We start from the raw sequence: 18,531 nt of genomic DNA on the forward strand, positions 1-18,531 counted from the left end.
CATGATCCAGGAGAATCACTACTCCCAGCAAACACAAGACCAATAGAACGAGCTGTCAACATACGACTGGAACTTATGCACCAGATTATGCCGTTTGCTTTGGAGATTTATGGAATTCATCTTAATCATCAGCGATATGTTTTGTCAATATTACCCACTATAGGTCTAAAAGCTCATTTTGCAACCTTCGATATACCTATAGAACTAATTTTTGGAATTCGCTTCACTTCCTTACGAATCATGCCGATGATATAGAATATCCTATAATTTGGATGATGTTCAATGATTTAAGACTAGTGGGGTTTTCCCCCTAATCAAGAGTAAAAATACTGAAAGCATGCGGTGTTGCATTATTCTTAATTAATGAAAACTACGCATAACGGCGTTATACCGTGAATAATCAAAAGTTTTTCAAAGAAATTTAATATTCCCTAACAAGTGAACCGAAGTTTTTCAAACCAGAAAGGAGATTCGAAGCCTCACATGATATTAATTAAATGCAAAAAAATACTGCTTTCCCTATTGATGATTAGCATTTTAATTCCAGCAGGGAACATTCGCAGCATGTACGCGGAATCATCTGTCAAGACCCACGCGTATGAAGGGCTCGATGCCATGTTTGTCCTGGATGTTAGCTACTCTATGAATGAGACCGACAAAGATCGCATCGCCGAAGAAGTTATACATATGTTTATGGATATGAGTAGTGGACCTAAGACCCGATTGGGATTCGTAGCTTATAATGATCAAATCACTTCATCCGTACCTCTAATGGACATCTCATCCTCTGGGGCACGAAATAACCTTCGTAGTCGTGTTGATGGCTTAAAACGCTCAGGGTATACAGATCTTGGACTTGGCTTGCGCCGAGGTGCGAGTTTGCTTGAACAGTCCCAGACGGACAAACGAAAGCCTTTTATGATTTTGCTCTCTGATGGGGAAACGGATTTGCGTGGATCGTCGAGCAGAACACCAGCTGATTCATCCAAAGATGTAGACAAGGTGATTGAGATGGCTCAAAAAGCTAATTATCCAATCTATACCGTCGGACTAAACCGCGATGGTACGGTTAACCCCGCTGAACTGGAGAGGATAGCTCAGGAGACGGGTGGATCTTCCTTTATCACGGGAAGTGCAGACGACTTGCCTGAAATTTTCAACCGGATTTTTGCAGATCAGATTCAATCTGTTCTTGTGTCTGTGGCGGCAGTAACAGCAACAGGGGCAATGCAGGAGGTAACTGTGGACATTCCCAATTCAAGCATGGCGGATGCCAACATTATCATGCTCTCTGATCATGCTGTCTCTGAAGCTCAGCTCTATTATCAGTCCAGCAATGTCAGCTTCATCCGATCTGATAAATATGCTCTAATGAAGATCATTCGTCCGGTCAAAGGACAGTTCAAGCTGAAATTCAAGGGGCGCAGCGGAGATTTGGTGAAGATCAACCTACTTGGAAACTATAACGTGTCTGCGGTTGCACATATGGCAACGGAACAGCCCGTAAAGGGGAAAAGCATCACATTTGAAGCCTCTCTCTACGATCAGGCTGTGGACCCTAAACCCATTCAGGATTTGAATGTTTACAAGGGACTTGAAGCAGAACTCATTGTGACCCCATCTGATGGAAAAACAGAGCGCATCCCTTTGACCAATACAGGCAGCGGATTTACGGGAAAATACACTTTTCCAAAATCGGATCTATACACATGGGGTCTTCGAATTGATGGTCCTGACTTTTATCGGGAAATCACTCCCGTTGATGTAGATATTACGAATCAGGCCCCCGTAGCAACCGGGGAGTCCATGGTGTTATCCAAAGACGATAGCAATACAGAGGTTGACCTAAGCAACTATTTTAAGGATGCCAATAATGATCCATTAACGTATGCCCTCGCAGAAGGTGGGAGTGAGCGCAAACTCGGAGATGCTGTTATTGAAGGCAATATACTGCGTTGGTCTTCGCTTCACACCGGTAGTTCATCTATCAAGGTGACCGCAACGGATTCCGAAGGCGCGAGTATAACCACAGACATCCAGTTGAAAATTCATTCTTTACGCGAAAAGATACTGCTATATACGGGTCTCGGTCTCCTCGCAGCCGGGGGAATCTTCGCCCTGTATTGGTTTGTACTGAAACCAAAACCTGTATTCCGTGGAAGGCTGGAAGGATACTTCTTGGCCACTGCAAACGGAGAAGATATTCCCGTGACGAATTGGCCACTGACTTCATTGGAGCGACGGAAAGTAAGTCTCAGTGAACTATTTGATCGTATGGACATTGGGGTTAAGGTACCGGAGTCAGGACGAATCTGGCTGGAGGCTGGTAAAAAGGAAACGTTATTGGTACGGCATGATACGAACTGCACAGTCGTTCGGGGACGAACACCAGTGAAGCCCAGACATACAGAAGCTCTGGAGTATAATGAAAAGTTGTATATTACGTTTGAGGATGGAGTCACGGAGATTGAAATTCGATATAAAGCCATCAAACCAAGTACTAATATCTATGTAGGACAAAAAAAAGACCCACAGCAGGCCATGGGATAATCATCGCAGAGTTGATGAGAACGATCATCTGCAATGGCACTATTGTAAAAACAGATGCACAAAGAGAGTTATTCGACTTACAGAAAATGATTCCTGTTCAGAACAGGAATCATTTTTTTATCCCCTTGGTATCTCGAGCGCTTATGTGTTGTGAAGATAGCAACGTTCTCTTAAAAGTCTATCTAACACTCCCCTGCCAGTTCCGCTTCTGTCCAATGAAGCTGAACACCCTGCCAAATCAGCTGTGCCTGATAGGCGTGAAGATGCTTCGCCGAAGCCCTCACCTCTGAGGGCTCTACTTGCTGTGCAATGGCATAAGCGGCAAGGGTGCCAGCAGCCTCGCCAATATTCCATTCGGTGGGATGCAGACGGTAACAACCGTTCGCAATCTGGGTCATGGAGATATTTTTGCAAGCTGGGAGCAAGTTCTTGACTCGCACCGGGATGAGTGCACCCAGCGGAATCTCATAGGGATGGTTCGGTATATAAAAAGTCCGCTGGCTCACGGTTGTTGGATGGAGATCCAGATGATAACTGCCGACACCCACACTGTCCTCGTAACGTTTGGCTCCCTCTGCTCCGCGCAATTCCTTGCTCACATCCTGCTCGGTAATGGTATATACCCCTCGGATTCGCCGTGATTCCCGAATATACGGTGCTTTCGCGAGACCGTCTTCCGTGCCGAGCACATCTCCACGCAGCCTTACACCCGGATAACCCTGTCCGCCGTCCAGGCGGGGAGCTGCCGTCTGAAGCCAGTAGACCAAAGAAAGGGTTAGTTGCCTCGCCCCTTCCAGATGCCGCTCACGTTCCTCCGGCGATACGCCAATGATCGGCCCAGCGTAATAATCGTTCAGTGCCCAGTTGAGCAGCGTGACTTCACCATCATTCAGTGACTCTGTCCATATAGCCGGGTCAACGATCCGCCGATAATCCCACAGGGAGGTTATGCCCTGATCATTCGGGAACATCGTGAACTCTTTCAGCTTGGAGGTATCATTGGCATCCGAAGCGTACCAGCTCAGGATCGGATACAGCGAGAACGAGGGAACATACTGTCGCCAGTAATCATAATCCCTCGGGAGGGGGATCGTGAAGTCTCCACCCGGCACATAATCTACTGCCGCCACATGGGTAATCGACTGCATGTCTAGTGGGTCCGCTTCGTCCAGGGCATGTGGTTCACCCGTTTCCCGCCGAGATTCCGCTCCACTTACATGCTCTACTCCGGCGAGGGGAAGCAGATCGCTGCATTCTGTGGCATCTAGATAATAGGCACCCCGGAGTTTAATTAATCCCCCACTTGGCTCTTCACGCACAGTCACGCCAGTAACCCGGTCACCTGCTGTATCTACCTGAACTGGCACGGTATGATAGAGCACCTCGATTCGACCGGTGTTCACGTAAGGCGCAAGCATCTCATGCAAAACGGCAAGCGCGACCTTCGGCTCATGCGCCAAGCGGCTCACCCAGCCATTCCCGGGGTTAAGAACAGGATCCCTCTTGGCGACATCCGTAAGCGGGTAGTTCCGTCTGTAGTAATCTCTGACCCGGCTGCGGAACTCACGGTACGATGCTGTACTGCCAGATTGTTCAATCCAGCGGTGCTCATCTGGCGGTACTGCCTGTGAGGTCAATTGACCGCCAAGCCAGTCCGTCTCTTCCGTCACAAGTACCCGTAGACCTGCCTTGGCTGCAGCCAGCGCAGCTGCAGTCCCGCCAAGACCACCGCCTATAATGACGATATCACTGTGTTTCTCCTGTTCAATCCTCATGCTTTGTCTCCTCCCTGTCACTGCCTTTAGACCAGCCAACGCCGTCGTCCTGGCGCAAACATTCCAAGGCCAGCTGCGCCGCTCCGAAACAGCCTGCCCTGTTACCGAGTTCAGCTACTGCAACCCGGTCTTCTAACCCGACACTGGATAACTTAGCGGTAAGCATCGGCCACCATATAGCCTGATCCTGGGTCACACCGCCACCAAGAATAATCAATTCCGGATCTATCGAGGCAGATATATTCGCAATAACCAAGGCCAAATCAGATATGTAACGCTCTAGAATGTACAACGCTATTGCTTCTCCCTGGCTTGCAGCGGTCATAATCTCTCGGCCGTGAGTATACGTGTTGCCCTTTTGTTCCCGCGCCAGCCGCTTCAGTGCACTACCGGAAATGTATTGCTCCACGCAGCCGCGTTTGCCACAATTGCAAGGCCGACCGTCAGGCACCAGCACACTGTGCCCCCAGTCCCCACCGCGCCAGTCTACTCCCCGTAACATCCTGCCAAATGCCATATTGGCCCCACCGACCCCAGTTCCGAGTGTCAGCATAACCAGGTTCTGCTTACCGCGGCCGGTACCAAGCCCTGCCTCACCAATGAGTGCAGCATTGGCGTCGTTATCGGCAGTCGAAGGCAGTCCAAATTCCGCTGTTGCCCACTCTGTCAGCGGCATTCCCTGCCAGCCAGGTAAATTGTTCGTTGCATGGATCACTTCACCCGTTTCCACATTCACTCTTCCTGCCGAAGCAATGCCCAGTGCCTTCACATCTCCACAGCTAGATAACAGTTCACTTACTAACCTACGCAGTTGTTCAAGTATGCCCTTCCGACCCAACCGGGCCTCTGTTGCACACCTAGCCTCCACCCGAACGACTCCGGCTTCATTGACTACAAGCCCTTTAATGCCTGTGCCACCTACATCCACGCCAATGACCTGCGGCATTCGCTTTCCCCCTATTCACACAAACCCTTCAATAAATACGGTCGATAACCGCCCTGGCCGTTAATTCCTTCATCTTTTTAGTCTCTTCGCCATGCTCGCGCTCCAGTCCCTGGCAGAGCAAGTCGATAATAAACAGCTGAGAGATTTTAGCTCCTACAGAACCGCCTTCAAGGGGAGACTCCTTCCCCGCGGTCAAGAGCAAGATATCTGCAATAGAAGCAATGGGGGATTTGGCATAGTTCGTCATGGCAATCACCTTAGCTCCGTTTTGTTTGGCCTTCATCAGCATATCATTGGTATCCAGCGTACTGCCGGACACGCTGATGCCAAAAGCCACGTCACCTTCTCCCATCGTTACCGCCATCATGGACTGGATATGGCTGTCGGAATTCGCTTCCGCACGCCGCCCGATACGCAGAAAACGGTTCTTGGCATCCATAGCGGTAATGCCTGACGAGCCCACGCCGAAGAATTGCACATGTCGTGCGCTGTCCAGACACTTCACCGCCTGCTCCAACTGGCTGCGATCCAGCATACCCAAGCTGGATTGCAGCACCCCCACCATCGAGGCATATAAATGGTCGGCATAATCGTCCTCTCCCTGATCGCCGTCTGGCTGGTTCTGCCGTTTCGGCAGCCCCTGGGCCAGCATCAGCTTGAAATCCTGATAGCCTTTAAACCCGATTTTACGGCAGAATCTCATCACCGTGGTCTCTCCGGTACCAGCAAAATCAGCCAGCTCAGTCACAGAAAAATAGATTATATTATCCGGATTGTCCCGTACGCACCTGGCCACCTTCTGCTCCGACTTGGTCATGGAAGGATAATACGTATTAATTCGGTCATTCATCTCCATTTCTTTTCATCCTCGCTTTTCTGGTCACTGCTGCGAACTGTCGGGTAATTAGCTGTGGCCGAGTTATCGCGGAGCCCACCACAACAGCGTATGCGCCCAGATCCAGCGCCTCTTCCACCTGTGAGGGCTTACTAATCCGTCCTTCGGCGATGACCGGAATCTTCAACTGCTGTGCGGACATTTCCAGCAGCTCCAAATTCGGCCCTTCCTGCTGCCTGGAATACGTTGTATAACCCGATAGAGTAGTCGAAACACAGCTAACTCCAAGTGACTCAGCATATAAAGCTTCCTCCAGAATGGAGATGTCTGCCATGGAAACCGCCTTATTTGCGTTCAGATAGGCGGTGATTTGCTCCAATGTATAATTTTCCGGCCTGCTCTGGCGGGTCGCATCAAATGCAATGATATCGGCTCCGGCCTCCAGCAGCTCGTCAATTTCTCTGAGGGTTGGGGTGATATATACAGCAGAATCCGGGTAATTGCGCTTCACGATGCCAATAACCGGCAATGAGACGGTCTGCTTGATGGCACGTACATCTGCTGCCCCATTCGCCCGAATACCCGCGGCCCCTCCTTCCTCTGCAGCAGCCGCCATGCGGGCCATCATCGCCGCACCATGCAGCGGTTCGTCAGCCAGCGCCTGGCAGGAAACAATCAGCCCCAAATGCAGTTTCTCCAGCACTACCTTTGTCAGGGTTCTCACCCTCTCTCTTATATTCTGTTTTCCTTACCAGGGTTGGATGGTATGAATCTTACAGATAATCCCACTTCAAACATCCGGTTCCATGGCATATAACAGTCGGTAATTTGGATACTCCCCGCTGCATTATCGATCCGCACAGCAAGCTCTTGACGCAGCCTTTCCTCTACGCGGGCGGCCACTGAACCACGAGACCCATCCAGCAAGTATTTTCCATAGCCCATCTCCTGCACCGGGCCATTGCTAAGTTCTCCCCGAACGACTGAACAATAGCAGACATCCTCAGCATAGCGGAGGGCGAGGAAATCAAGATGCGACGGTGTACGACCATAGAGCAGATAGATCATAGCCTGCGAAATGACGGTACCAAGTGAGTTGGAGCTGGTATTCCAGGCCGCGTATCCAGCCAGATCAAATAACATGTCTTTTTGCCGCAGCATCTTGACCAGCTTCTGATCCCCACCATTGGCATATCCCACATCCGCTACAGCCACCGGCTTCTTCTTGCTCCTGAGCAGAAAGTGTCCATATTCCACCAGTTCCATCAGGTTTCGGTATACATCATAGCTGTAAAAAGAATGCTGCTGCGACACCGCTTCCGCCATCGTCTCTCCGGGTGTGCTAATCAACAGCACCAGATCTGCTTCAGTCTCACTGGATACAATCAACCCACCTGCAGCCAAAATCTGATATTTGAGCGTCTCATAGAAAAATCGATCCTCGAATAGCGGGGTAACGAACGCCCCCTGAACAGATGATAATCGCGGGTACACCAGCGGCATACGGCCGCGAGCCTTGTTTATCATTCTGGAGAGCAGTACGCAACCAACTTCGTCCGCACCAGGGTACATGTAGACTTTAAGTTCCAGATCAAGGGCGGTAATACGGGCTCGCACTTTCTCCTGATCCTTGGCTGTATGTCCATAAGGCGCCGAATCATCCTGCGGCACAATCATGAAGTCGATAATTCCTTCCTGAACCAGAGCTAGTACCTGCTTGTTTGCTTCAATGTTTACCGCCCTGCGTCCCAGGTAATCTTCCAGTACTTCTATTGGTAGACGGTTATCGATATCGGCCAGCTCGCGGATCTCCTCATCCGTCGCAATCCCCAGCTCCAGCCGATGGCTGATGAAACCTTTGCGAAAAATCTCCCGTCCCCAGTCGGCGTAATAATCCGGCTCCTCATCTGACAAGGAATATTGCGGGCATCGCATAATTAGTTGAAACGCATACAGAGTTAGCTGCGGGTACCGCTGCTTGATCCCCCGAAGGCGCTCCAGCCGGGCCGTCAGTTCATCCGGCTCCAACTGATGCAGCCGGGAAGGTATAATCCCGCCGTAGAGCAACGTATCCAAAGCGACGACTGCTCCATCTGCCCCTGCACAGCTCTCCTCAAACCAGGTCCATAACTGTTCCACATCGCCCGGGCGCTTTTTCAGGCCCATGATTTCAAGTGGCGGACGCTCTACTGTGAATTCCGTTCCCTGTGCCAACAAATAAGGAAACTCATAATTGCAAGGACGTTCATCTAACGGAACAAAGCTTAGCTTATACTGCTTCTGCATGAATACCATCACCCTTTCTGTGTTTTTTATCCTTTAATCGCTCCGGCGATGCCTTCCATATAGTATTTTTGGGTGAAAAGGAACACGATGATAATCGGCAGCACCGAGATCATGGTGCCGGCGGCAATCCAGCCAAAATTATACGAGAACTGGCCGTTCAGATACGTCAGGGCCGCAGCCAGCGGATATTTCTGCGGATCATCCAGCACCACAATCGGCCACAGGAAATTGTTCCAGAATGCCATAACCTCAAGCAAACCAATGACAGCAACCCCTGGTTTGACCAATGGCATGACAAGCTGCACGAAGATACGGAATTCGGAGGCTCCATCCATTTTGCCAGAATCCCGAATATCCGTCGGTATGCCCAGAAACGTTTGTCGCATCAGAAAGATGTTAAATACCGACACCGCGGCCGGAAGCACAACACCAAGAAACGTATTGCCCAAGTGAAACGCCTGAATGGTTAAATAATGCACAATCATCGCCGTTGCCGACGGAATAATCATGGTCGAGATTAGCAGCGTGAACACCAGATTACGTCCCCTGAACCGAAAGGTCGCGAGTGGATACGCCGTGAGGCAGGACAAGAAGATGTTAAATACCACCCCAAGAAGCGTAATCACCACCGTATTTATGATGTAGCGTGGAAAATCCATGAACTCCCACACCTGCACGTAGTTATCGAAAGCGATGAAGGTAGGTAGAATTGCTGGTGGATTCGCGAACACATTACGACCAGGCATCAGCGATACGCTGAGCAACCACAGAAAAGGACCCATCATAAACAGGGCAAGCAAAATCAACAGTACATAAATGATCAAATGACGAAGGCCTTTTTTCATTTTTTTAGACAAAAGCGTACGCCGAATCAATAGGTATTCACCCCGCCTCTCCGGTTCAGCCGGAACACCAACACACTGAGCGCTGCTACCATCACACTGACGATCAAGCCAAGTGCCGAGGCATACCCGAAATTGAATTGCTCCAGCCCTTTTTGAAAAATATATACGCTCGAGGTCAACGTGGACGTTCCCGGCCCGCCCTTGGTAAGAATATAGACCTCATCGAATACACGAACGGCACCCATCACCGAAATTACGGTGCAAAAGAGAATATGCGGCCGCAGCAGCGGAAGCGTTACATGAATAATCAGTCTCAGCGGTCCTGCTCCATCCACTCTGGCGGCTTCGTATAGATCTGCCGGAATTCCCTGAAGCCCAGCCAGATAGAGCATCATATAATAGCCGAGACCCTTCCACATGGTGATGAACATCAGCACATACAGCGCCGTACTGCTTGTGGAAAGCCAGGAGACCTGCTCACTGAGAATGCCAACCTTCAGCAGCAGGTAATTGACTACACCGTTATTGCCCAACAGCCAGCTCCAGATCAGCGCCACTGCGACCATGGAAGTTACAACCGGTATGTAGTAGGCAGCTCTGAACATTTTGACACCCGGAATCCGGCTGTTAACCAGAATGGCCATGAGGATCGAGATGATTTGAATCACCGGCACAACCAGCACATACACCAGCGAATTCCACAGCGAAATCAGGAAATTGTGATCTTGAAAGGCCCGGGTAAAGTTATCCAGACCAACGAAATGTGTCTCTGTAATGACAGAATAATCGGTTAATGAGAGGGGTATCCCGTAAATAATCGGCCAAAAGGTGAAAATCGCCAGAAACAACAATCCCGGTGCCATAAACGCCCATGCAGCAAAAGATTCGGATCGAATCGCCTTGTACACAGCTACGCCTCCCTCTCTTCTAGGATCGAGGGGGAGTACTCCCCCTCATCAGACTGTACCGCATAAGTTCAGGAATCCTGGTTAAGAATTTGGTTAACTTCCTTCTCCACTGCGTTCAACGTTTCTTTAATATCTGCTCCGTTCATCAAAATTTCCTGCAAGCCCCGTGCCAATGCGGAGTTGATATCTCCTGCATTCGGTACGCCGACCATGTAATCAGTGGCCTTATCGAGACTTTGGGAGGAAGCTACCTTGGCTTCGGCTTCCAGCGACCCGTCGGATTGCGTAAAGAACGGATCTTCAATGGAGGCTTTGCTCGATGGTAGCGTGTTGGCTACCTTGGAGAAGGCAGTCTGGTTCTCTGCATTGGTAATAAAGGCGGCAAATTCCACCGCTTGCTCAGGGTTTTTGGATTTCTGTGGTACAACGAGATCCATGGAATTGGAGAGCCGCAGGTTCGCTTTGCCTGTTGGGAGGGTTACCGCAATCGTATTCTTGTAAACATCCGGTGCAGACTTCTTGATGAAGTTGATAAAGGTTGGACCCGACAACTGGAAAGCGACCTGCTCCCCGGAAAAATACTGGATCTGCTTGCTGAATTCCGCATCCTCCTTCAGCACCACGCCTTCGGCCATCAGATCACGCATTTGAGCGATCATCGCCTCTGCTTCCGGCGTATTGAAAGCGGCGGCCGTTTTGTCCTCATTTAGAATCGGGATGCCGTCGATTGGAAACAGCTTGGAGACAAGCTGCTGCGCATAACCGGCCACTCCTGTCTTTTCATGGACCTGACGGGCCCACTCCACAAGTTCCTCTCGGGTCTGCGGCGGATTTGCCGGATCAAGGCCTGCCTCTTTCACCAGCTTGGTATTCATGAACAGCACTTCGGTACCTGTGTACCAAGGGAGCGCGTAAGCTTTGCCATCGAAAACAGTAGAATTATAAATGCCTTCAAAGTAACTCTTCGCTTCCTCATCTGTCAGGTATTCATTCAGATTCAGCAGCGCTCCCTTACTTCCCAATTGACTGGCGAATTCGGTATTAAGGTTCACAACATCAGGGCTTTTGCCACTGGCCGTGCTGGTCAATAAACGCTGTGAAATGGCATCATATGGATAGTCCTTCCACTCAACTTTCACGCCAGGATGACTGCTCTCATACTTGGCAATCAATTCATTGAAGTAATCGTTGAACGTTGGCTGTAAAGCAATCGTCCAAAACTCCAGCGTCACCGGCTTTCCAGCTTCCGTACCCGTCTCCCCAGTGCTTCCCGGACTCGGTCTACCAGCCGTATTGTCATTTCCTCCGCAGGCGGCAAGTAACATAGACATCATAACGACTAGCAGCAAAGATACTGTGAAGCCCTTTCTGTTGGTGGTCACACAACATTCCCCCTCAGTTTGGTGTAAGACGGGAGCCGGCGCTTACGTCAGATTTCCTGGCTAATTACTCCATCTTTCCAATGGAGTATATGCAGACCCTGGAGTTAGAATGAAGTATTCTTCCAGAAATAAATTAAAAAAAGAAATAATTTTTCTTTTAGGCTAATAAAACACAAAAAAAAGCCAGTTCGATCCGTGTAAGGACCAAACTGACTTGTTTGTTACGACTATATGTATAAGACCAGGCTGCAATCAAGCCGTCTCATGCTGTTTCTTCGGCTCTGCTTCATAGATTTGGGTATGTTCATTCTCAGCCAAAGCCCATTCAACCGTGCCAGGTTTGCGTATTTTCCACATCCAGGCTTGTACTTGAAGTGATCTCTTAACCCAAGCGAGAGAAGCACAGCGTTGCTCGGAACGAACCGATAATCCCCAGTGAATAACGCGTGCGAGCCAACGATTCACATACTCATTATGAGAACGCACAGATGGCAATTCATCGCGAAACAGTCGCTGTTTTACATCCATAGGTGGCTGCCCGCATGTCCAATAATGAAGCAACGCTGCCAGGCTATATATGTCTGACATCGGTCCCTGACTGGATTTCTCGGAGTAGAACTCAAGCGGCGAATACCCTGCCGATGTAAAGATCGCCTGTTTTTCCCCGGATTGTACAGGCCAGCGAGCTGCTGAACCGAAGTCCAGTAGTTTGGGCGTACCGTCTTCCATCACCATAATATTGGATGGCTTCACATCACGATGAAGAATTCCCTGCTTATGAATATAGTCCAGTGTATCTACCAGCGGAAGTAATGTCTCCGTAATAAACGCCGCGTCCAGCGCATGATTTCGCTCAATCAGATATTCGGTCAAGGTTACGCCTGTGCAGTATTCCATAACAAGATACCCTGTATCATTTTCTTCGAAATGATCCACGTACGTAACAATATGAGGATGATTCAACGTGGATAACAGCTCTCCTTCTACCAAAAATGCAGCAAGAAGTTCCTGATACTGACCACTAAACCCTCGTGAAGAACAGAACACTCCCCGTTTGTCAGCCTGACGTGCTGCCAACCTTTGCGGGAAAAATTCCTTGATCGCTACCTTAGCACCTGTATTCCGATCTCTTCCTGCATATACAATAGCCAGCTCACTGCTGGCCATGAGATGTCTTACCTGATATGTATCGTTTAAAATTACATTGCGCTGCAATGCCATTTTGCAATTGTCCTTTTTCATAACAGACCCTCTTTTCAACCTTGTCGATCGGAAGACTTGCCGCATGTTGCATCATTCAGTCCAACCAGACAGGCGTTTCATCGCCAACCATCTATATAAACCAAATGATGCAATTTGAATCACAACCATGCGGAAAAATTAAAATTTTCTAAATTTAATAATTCTTCTGTAAAAATTGCTGAATTTCTTGGTTCATCTGCATCAACACGTCTTGAGATGGGAAATGACCTGTGTCGTATTTGATTGCTTTGACATTCGGAATAATCTTCTGAGCTCTTTCAATGACCTTATCTGCCGGGAAAAAGACATCCTTCTCTCCCACCAAGAGCAGTGTTGGCGATGTATAATTTACCAATTCCTCCTGCTCCGTAAGCTTGGGCATATCCTGCTCCAGACTGACGTATTTGAAGATTTTCCCGATTATATTTTTATCTATTTCTTTCATACAACTGCATGACATGATATCCGCGATCTTTTGCAAAGAAGTTGGAGAAGAAGTCATTTTGTACGTTACGAGTGGCAACACGATATCCTGAGCCATTTTAATTTTGGATCCTACGGCCAGTCCAGCGGGTGCTACCAGAACAGAACATGCAATTCGGTCCGGAATGTAAGTTGCCAGTCTTAGGATAATTCCGCCTCCAAAGGAAGGACCGATAAACGCACTTTTTTCGATCTTGTAGTGGTCCAGCAAATCAGAAATCCACAAAGCCAAACTATCAAACCTTGCCGAAATTCGTGTTTCTTCACTGTAGCCTGGATGACCGATCGTATCCGGCGCGATAATCCGGTAATCTTTGAATAGGGAAGAAAACCATGACAACGTCATCGGATTCACACAATTTCCGCCCTGGAGAATAAATAGCGGCTTACCGTCTTCTGGACCTGTTAATAAAACATGCGTTTGTCCAAAACGTGTCTCGACGTACTCTCGTGTAAAACCTTCGCCCAATTGCTCAACATACGCTTCGTATTCCTCAAGTATGCTGTTCTTGCCTTCTTCACTTCTATAAATGGAACTCATGTCTGCCTCCTGCAAAGTATACTCTTTCAACATGTTATGGATTTTAAGGTCCATAAATATAAAAGAGCCCGCTGATGACAGGCTCCTTCATATGTGTAACTTATCATAATGAACTGATTATAGAATGGAAACTGGAAATTGTAAACATCGTTTCTCATAGAAAATTAATAATACAGAAATTGTAGAGAAATAGGGCTATTTTCGGCCATAATCCGCCTTGATTTCGCCCCACTGCTTGGTCTGCCATTTTAGCACTTTATTGCTGTACGTATTCGTCCGGAGCCACTGCTCTGCACGGTCAATCATCAGCCAGATCTCTTCGGTGGAAGCATCCCTTGCGAGTGTGGTGGATACCGCTTTTTGCTTTAACCATTTCATTGCATTGACGGAGTCCGTATAAACCGTCTTGTTACTGCCCTCTTTTTTGAGATACGCCAAGGCATGTACGATTGCCAGAAATTCACCCAGATTATTCGTACCTTTGGAAATTGGCCCAACGGAGAAAATAATCTCACCCGTGCGGGTATCCACACCTTTATATTCCACTGGCCCTGGATTCCCACGCGTACCAACATCAACTGAGATGCTGTCATAGTCAATTTCTGCAGAGGTCTCCATGCCCGCGCTTCTTCCGCTAGTGCCTGACTTCGTCTTCGAAGAAGCGCCTGAACCACTGGCCCCAGTACCCCAGTTTCCTTTCCATCCCGCACGATATGCCTCTTCGGCTGCAGCTTTCGATTCATACGATTTATATTTTGCTCCGGTAAAATGATCCGTCTGTGCTTTGCATTCCGCCCATGTGCTATATATGCCAGGCTGCTTTCCTGCCCAGACGACATAGTATTTCTGCTTTGCCAATATGACCCGCTCCTTCGTTTGCTGCATTCAATTCCTTATTGTAAACGATAGCGAGGTCAGATTGAAAGAAACGTGTTCATCTATTTTCTACACTTGATACCTCCATTTCTTCAACATGTCTAATGCTACTTCCAGAAGCTTGCTTTGGTTATGTGAGATTTGCATTTCAATAAGTTGTTGACACCTAAGGTTTTGTAAATCCGATAACTTATCCATCATTTGCTCCAGCAACATGAATGACTGCGCGCTCACTTCCAGACTGGAATCACCGATAAATGGAATAATGTTCTCTATATGTACTATGTAATTCAGGTTTTCAAGAGCGTATAGCAATGTGCCTCTGCTTCCTGATGTCTTGGGGTCTGTGATGACTTCAATTAACGGTTCAACTGCTCGATCATCTCCAATGTCAGATAAAGCAATAGCAATTTCGTTTCGTAGTATTTTGTTGTCCGTAGATTTCAGGAGTTCAATCAAGAAAGGGAATTGGGTGGTATCCTTTTTTTCGCCAATATATGCAATTTGTTTAACAACGCCTTCCATATCTCCTTGGGATAGATGCTTTTGGATCATGTTTGTATACATTGTACGTTGTATCACTCCTCATTTTGTTAGAAGAAAGCTCTCCATAATAATATCGGTCATTTCCTTATTTTAGGATGTAGTATAATGGTCCTTATAATGTCGGGACTATTTTCCTCATCCACATCTCTTGTCCTAAACAATTGTAAATTTTTAACCAGATCAGGAACAGGCTAAGAAACGGCCACGATGGAACCAAACGGGCAACTCGTTTACGTGAGGCTGGCCGCAGGTGGCCCCTTTCTACAGCATGTAAAAAGACACCCGAAGGATTCATTCAGGTGTCTTTAGTTGTCTTAATCGGTTATGAAATTAGGACTTGGAGGTAACTTCGGTTTTGACCATGTGGTCCGGGATGTTGTTATTGGCAATGATTTCTCCAAATGGACCAACAAAGGAATGATCGCCGTTTCCTCCATGTTGCGAGTACTGAAGCTTTGGAAACAGCAGTTCAGCAGTACGATAACATTCTTCCAGATGCGGATAACCGGATAAGATGAAGGTCTCAATCCCCAGTTCTTCATACTCTCTGATTCTGGCTGCGACCTGATCGGGATCACCAACAAGTGCGGTTCCGGCACCACCTCTAACCAAGCCGATGCCCGCCCACAGATTGGGGCTAATCTCCAGGTTGGAACGATCACCATTATGCAGCTTGGCCATTCTCTGCTGACCCACGGAATCCATGCGGGCATAGATCTTCTGGGCAGCGGCTATCGTCTCCTCATCCAGGTGGGAGATCAGTTCATTAGCGGCCTTCCATGCTTCATCTGCTGTGGGACGCACAATCACATGCATACGTATGCCAAAACGAATGCTTCTTCCTTTTTTCGCAGCCAGCTCCCGCATTTGATGAATTTTGGCTTGCACCTGACTCGGAGGCTCACCCCACGTTAAATACACATCGACATGGTCTGCTGCCACTTCCATTGCTGCTTCCGAGGAACCTCCAAAATAGAGTGGGGGATGTGGCTTTTGGATGGCCGGGTACAGGACGGAGCCACCCTTAACCTTCAGATATTGGCCTTCATAGTCAACCGCCTCTCCCTCCAATTCCTTGCGCCAGATGGTCAGAAATTCATCGGCTAACGCATAGCGCTCATCGTGGTCCAGGAACAGCCCTTCTCCTTCAAGCTCAATTGGATCTCCACCAGCCACCACATTGATCAGCAGTCTTCCTTTGGAGAAACGATCCAGGGTTGCGGCCATGCGTGCAGCAGTGGTTGGCATCATCAGACCTGGACGCGCCGCGACAAGAAACTTGAGCCTGTCCGTGGAAGAAATCAGCGATGAAGCCACAATCCAGGCATCTTCACACGACTTTCCCGTAGGTAACAAAACACCGGCATATCCAAGTTCATCCGCGGCTTGCGCCACCTGCTTGCAGTAATGGTAACTGACTGCCCGGGCTCCTTCTTTTGTTCCAAGATACCTGCCATCCCCGTGTGTGGGAATAAACCAAAACAGTTCCATAGGTATGACCTCATTCCTATTTTTTATATTTTATTTTTCCGATTGATTTGGTGTGTTTTATTTATTATGATAGCTATTATCCGTTGCATATCAACGATCAATTACGCAGAATCTGACGGTTAAACAACGCATTTGACCGATGTGTTGCGAGATGTCTTAATAATCTACATTCCCAAACCATTTGAAGGGTCAACAAAGTTGATCAATCCGTTGTTTTCGAGGTGATGAGAAGTGAATGACTCCCGTGGAGTGGATCGAAGAATTTTACGGACCCGTGTGATGATTTCCAAAGCTCTCCTGAAAATTTTGCCACAGAAAGCCTACACCGAAATTAGTGTCGTGGACATCGCCGAACAAGCGAATATCAATCGCTCTACCTTTTACGCCCACTTTCTGGACAAGGATGATTTATTGGATAGCATGGTGAATGAGAAATTTCAACTGCTTGAGCAGTTACTGGCGGAACGGAATGCTCACCTTGGGAGCCTACCTTCATTTAATGAGCCTGATCCCATTTTCATCGTATTGTTCGAGCATATATTGGAGCATGATGAATTCTATCGGGTGATGGTACTCATTAATCCTGCCGGGAATTTCAACAGCCGGTTGAATGAAGTGATTAGAGAGATGTTTTGGGATCGGATATCCCAGTTAGGCCTGGAGCAAAAAGAAGTGCCTCTGGATTTTTTACTGGATCATATCAGCTTCTCCACCCTTGGAATTATTCACAAATGGCTTGCTGATAGTAAGGTAAATTCACCTCATCATATGGCTCTTCAATTAACCCGCATTGCCCTGTTAGGAACATATAAAGCGATGGGAGCATCGATTTAGCGGGAGTGGCAGAGCCTCCAAAGAAGGTGATGTAGGGCATCTGAATACACGTGACATGTGACACTTGACTCTAGAATAAAAAGAACTGTCCTTAAGCATATATTCCGCTTAAAGACAGTTCTTCTTTTGCTGCTTACTCCGTAATTGTCTGCGCAACCGGAGTTATAGTGGAAGAGATAACGAGAGAACATGTGTGAGTTTCAGTTAAGACAGTTCCCTGTCTCACCGTGTACTCAAATAGGCAATACCCAAGCCACCGGTAACCGGATTTTCATAGATTTCACATTCCACGTCGAATACTTCACCGATCATTTCACGGGTTAGGATATCGGCGGGTTTGCCATGAACCACAATCTGCCCCTGCTTCACAACATAGAGGTAATCGCAATACGCTGCGGCGAGTTCGAGATCATGAAGCGCAGCCAATATGCCGATATCCAGACTCCGCACAATGTTGAGGATCTGAAGCTGATATTTGATATCCAGATGATTGGTAGGCTCGTCCAATATCAGAAATTCGGGCTGCTGCGCCAGCACTCGGGCGAGGACCACACGCTGCTTCTCCCCGCCGGACAGGGACACGTAATTGCGGTCCGCATGTCCGGTCAGATGTACCTTTTCCAACGCCTGTTCCACGATTTCATAATCCCGTTCATTATCTGTCTCCAGCAGCTTCTTGTGCGGGGTGCGACCCATCATGACCATTTCACGCACCGTAAAATCAAAGCTTAATTCGTTAAACTGACCCACAACGCCCATATGCCGGGACACGACCTTGGGACTAGATTTCAGAATGTCCGTATCATCAAGAAATACTTTGCCTTGCTGCGGCTTGATCACTTTATAGATGCTCTTGAGCAGCGTTGATTTGCCACAACCGTTTGGGCCAATCAGGCCGACGAATTGCTTGCCTTTTACCTGTAAAGAAATGTCCCGGATAATATCCGTGTTCAGCACCGATATGGATACATTTTCTACATTCAGTTTCATG

16 protein-coding genes are annotated in these 18,531 nt (G+C 48.2%); 2 read left to right on the forward strand and 14 right to left on the reverse strand.

Annotated features, from left to right (window positions below; all coding sequences use genetic code 11):
- Positions 1-483 precede the first annotated feature (483 nt).
- Entirely contained in the window at positions 484-2,550 is a 2,067-nt protein-coding gene (locus BMY78_RS22645; protein ID WP_256222309.1) for a vWA domain-containing protein, read from the forward strand.
- Between the two features lie 182 nt (positions 2,551-2,732).
- Here BMY78_RS22645 and BMY78_RS22650 read toward each other — a convergent pair whose 3' ends face one another.
- The 13 genes from BMY78_RS22650 to ssuD form a co-directional block, all read right to left on the reverse strand.
- Positions 2,733-4,325: an FAD-dependent oxidoreductase gene (locus BMY78_RS22650; RefSeq protein ID WP_090903663.1), complete on the reverse strand. Its 1,593-nt coding sequence runs from the start codon at positions 4,323-4,325 to the stop codon at positions 2,733-2,735.
- Positions 4,315-5,271: an ROK family protein gene (locus BMY78_RS22655; protein ID WP_090903664.1), complete on the reverse strand. Its 957-nt coding sequence runs from the start codon at positions 5,269-5,271 to the stop codon at positions 4,315-4,317. Before BMY78_RS22655 ends, BMY78_RS22650 begins: the two co-directional genes overlap by 11 nt.
- Positions 5,272-5,299: 28 nt before the next feature.
- Positions 5,300-6,127, reverse strand: coding sequence for a MurR/RpiR family transcriptional regulator (locus BMY78_RS22660; protein WP_090903665.1), 828 nt, complete (start codon positions 6,125-6,127; stop codon positions 5,300-5,302).
- A complete protein-coding gene (locus BMY78_RS22665; RefSeq protein WP_256222385.1) occupies positions 6,114-6,821 on the reverse strand; it encodes an N-acetylmannosamine-6-phosphate 2-epimerase in 708 nt (235 codons plus the stop codon). The genes BMY78_RS22660 and BMY78_RS22665 overlap by 14 nt, the downstream gene beginning before the upstream one ends.
- Positions 6,822-6,838: 17 nt before the next feature.
- Positions 6,839-8,392 (reverse strand): DUF4127 family protein, encoded by a 1,554-nt coding sequence (locus tag BMY78_RS22670; protein ID WP_090903666.1) that lies wholly within the window; start codon positions 8,390-8,392, stop codon positions 6,839-6,841.
- 26 nt (positions 8,393-8,418) lie between these two features.
- Positions 8,419-9,237: a carbohydrate ABC transporter permease gene (locus BMY78_RS22675; protein ID WP_090903988.1), complete on the reverse strand. Its 819-nt coding sequence runs from the start codon at positions 9,235-9,237 to the stop codon at positions 8,419-8,421.
- Between the two features lie 26 nt (positions 9,238-9,263).
- Positions 9,264-10,145: a carbohydrate ABC transporter permease gene (locus BMY78_RS22680; RefSeq protein WP_090903667.1), complete on the reverse strand. Its 882-nt coding sequence runs from the start codon at positions 10,143-10,145 to the stop codon at positions 9,264-9,266.
- Positions 10,146-10,213: 68 nt separating this feature from the next.
- The gene (locus BMY78_RS22685; protein WP_256222310.1) at positions 10,214-11,527 is read right to left on the reverse strand and encodes an ABC transporter substrate-binding protein; all 1,314 of its coding nucleotides are present in this window, start codon (positions 11,525-11,527) and stop codon (positions 10,214-10,216) included.
- Between the two features lie 252 nt (positions 11,528-11,779).
- The gene (locus BMY78_RS22690; RefSeq protein WP_090903668.1) at positions 11,780-12,769 is read right to left on the reverse strand and encodes a serine/threonine protein kinase; all 990 of its coding nucleotides are present in this window, start codon (positions 12,767-12,769) and stop codon (positions 11,780-11,782) included.
- 154 nt (positions 12,770-12,923) lie between these two features.
- The gene (locus BMY78_RS22695) at positions 12,924-13,793 is read right to left on the reverse strand and encodes an alpha/beta fold hydrolase (RefSeq protein WP_090903669.1); all 870 of its coding nucleotides are present in this window, start codon (positions 13,791-13,793) and stop codon (positions 12,924-12,926) included.
- A 195-nt stretch (positions 13,794-13,988) separates the two neighbouring features.
- On the reverse strand, positions 13,989-14,651 hold the full coding sequence (gene rnhA / locus BMY78_RS22700) for a ribonuclease H (protein WP_090903670.1): 663 nt from the start codon (positions 14,649-14,651) through the stop codon (positions 13,989-13,991).
- An 87-nt stretch (positions 14,652-14,738) separates the two neighbouring features.
- Positions 14,739-15,236, reverse strand: coding sequence for a HEAT repeat domain-containing protein (locus tag BMY78_RS22705; RefSeq protein WP_090903671.1), 498 nt, complete (start codon positions 15,234-15,236; stop codon positions 14,739-14,741).
- A gap of 309 nt (positions 15,237-15,545) precedes the next feature.
- Positions 15,546-16,706, reverse strand: a complete 1,161-nt coding sequence (gene ssuD / locus BMY78_RS22710; protein WP_090903672.1) for an FMNH2-dependent alkanesulfonate monooxygenase — start codon at positions 16,704-16,706, stop codon at positions 15,546-15,548.
- Between the two features lie 231 nt (positions 16,707-16,937).
- Here ssuD and BMY78_RS22715 point away from each other — a divergent pair, with 231 nt between their 5' ends.
- Complete coding sequence (locus BMY78_RS22715) at positions 16,938-17,540, forward strand: TetR/AcrR family transcriptional regulator (protein WP_090903673.1); 603 nt, start codon at positions 16,938-16,940, stop codon at positions 17,538-17,540.
- Between the two features lie 222 nt (positions 17,541-17,762).
- Here the strand turns inward: BMY78_RS22715 and BMY78_RS22720 are convergent, their stop codons facing one another.
- Positions 17,763-18,530 carry an ABC transporter ATP-binding protein gene (locus BMY78_RS22720; protein WP_090903674.1) on the reverse strand — a complete coding sequence of 256 codons (768 nt, stop codon included), beginning with the start codon at positions 18,528-18,530 and terminating at the stop codon, positions 17,763-17,765.
- Position 18,531: the final 1 nt, after the last annotated feature.

Origin of the sequence: Paenibacillus sp. OK076 (assembly GCF_900110055.1) — a bacterium.
GTDB lineage: Bacteria > Bacillota > Bacilli > Paenibacillales > Paenibacillaceae > Paenibacillus.

Coding starts and splice junctions, on each gene's coding strand:
- BMY78_RS22645 (WP_256222309.1), top strand. CDS start 484: ATGATATTAATTAAATGCAAAAAAATACTGCTTTCCCTATTGATGATT.
- BMY78_RS22650 (WP_090903663.1), bottom strand. CDS start 4,325: ATGAGGATTGAACAGGAGAAACACAGTGATATCGTCATTATAGGCGGT.
- BMY78_RS22655 (WP_090903664.1), bottom strand. CDS start 5,271: ATGCCGCAGGTCATTGGCGTGGATGTAGGTGGCACAGGCATTAAAGGG.
- BMY78_RS22660 (WP_090903665.1), bottom strand. CDS start 6,127: ATGGAGATGAATGACCGAATTAATACGTATTATCCTTCCATGACCAAG.
- BMY78_RS22670 (WP_090903666.1), bottom strand. CDS start 8,392: ATGCAGAAGCAGTATAAGCTAAGCTTTGTTCCGTTAGATGAACGTCCT.
- BMY78_RS22675 (WP_090903988.1), bottom strand. CDS start 9,237: ATGAAAAAAGGCCTTCGTCATTTGATCATTTATGTACTGTTGATTTTG.
- BMY78_RS22690 (WP_090903668.1), bottom strand. CDS start 12,769: ATGAAAAAGGACAATTGCAAAATGGCATTGCAGCGCAATGTAATTTTA.
- BMY78_RS22695 (WP_090903669.1), bottom strand. CDS start 13,793: ATGAGTTCCATTTATAGAAGTGAAGAAGGCAAGAACAGCATACTTGAG.
- BMY78_RS22705 (WP_090903671.1), bottom strand. CDS start 15,236: ATGTATACAAACATGATCCAAAAGCATCTATCCCAAGGAGATATGGAA.
- ssuD (WP_090903672.1), bottom strand. CDS start 16,706: ATGGAACTGTTTTGGTTTATTCCCACACACGGGGATGGCAGGTATCTT.
- BMY78_RS22720 (WP_090903674.1), bottom strand. CDS start 18,530: ATGAAACTGAATGTAGAAAATGTATCCATATCGGTGCTGAACACGGAT.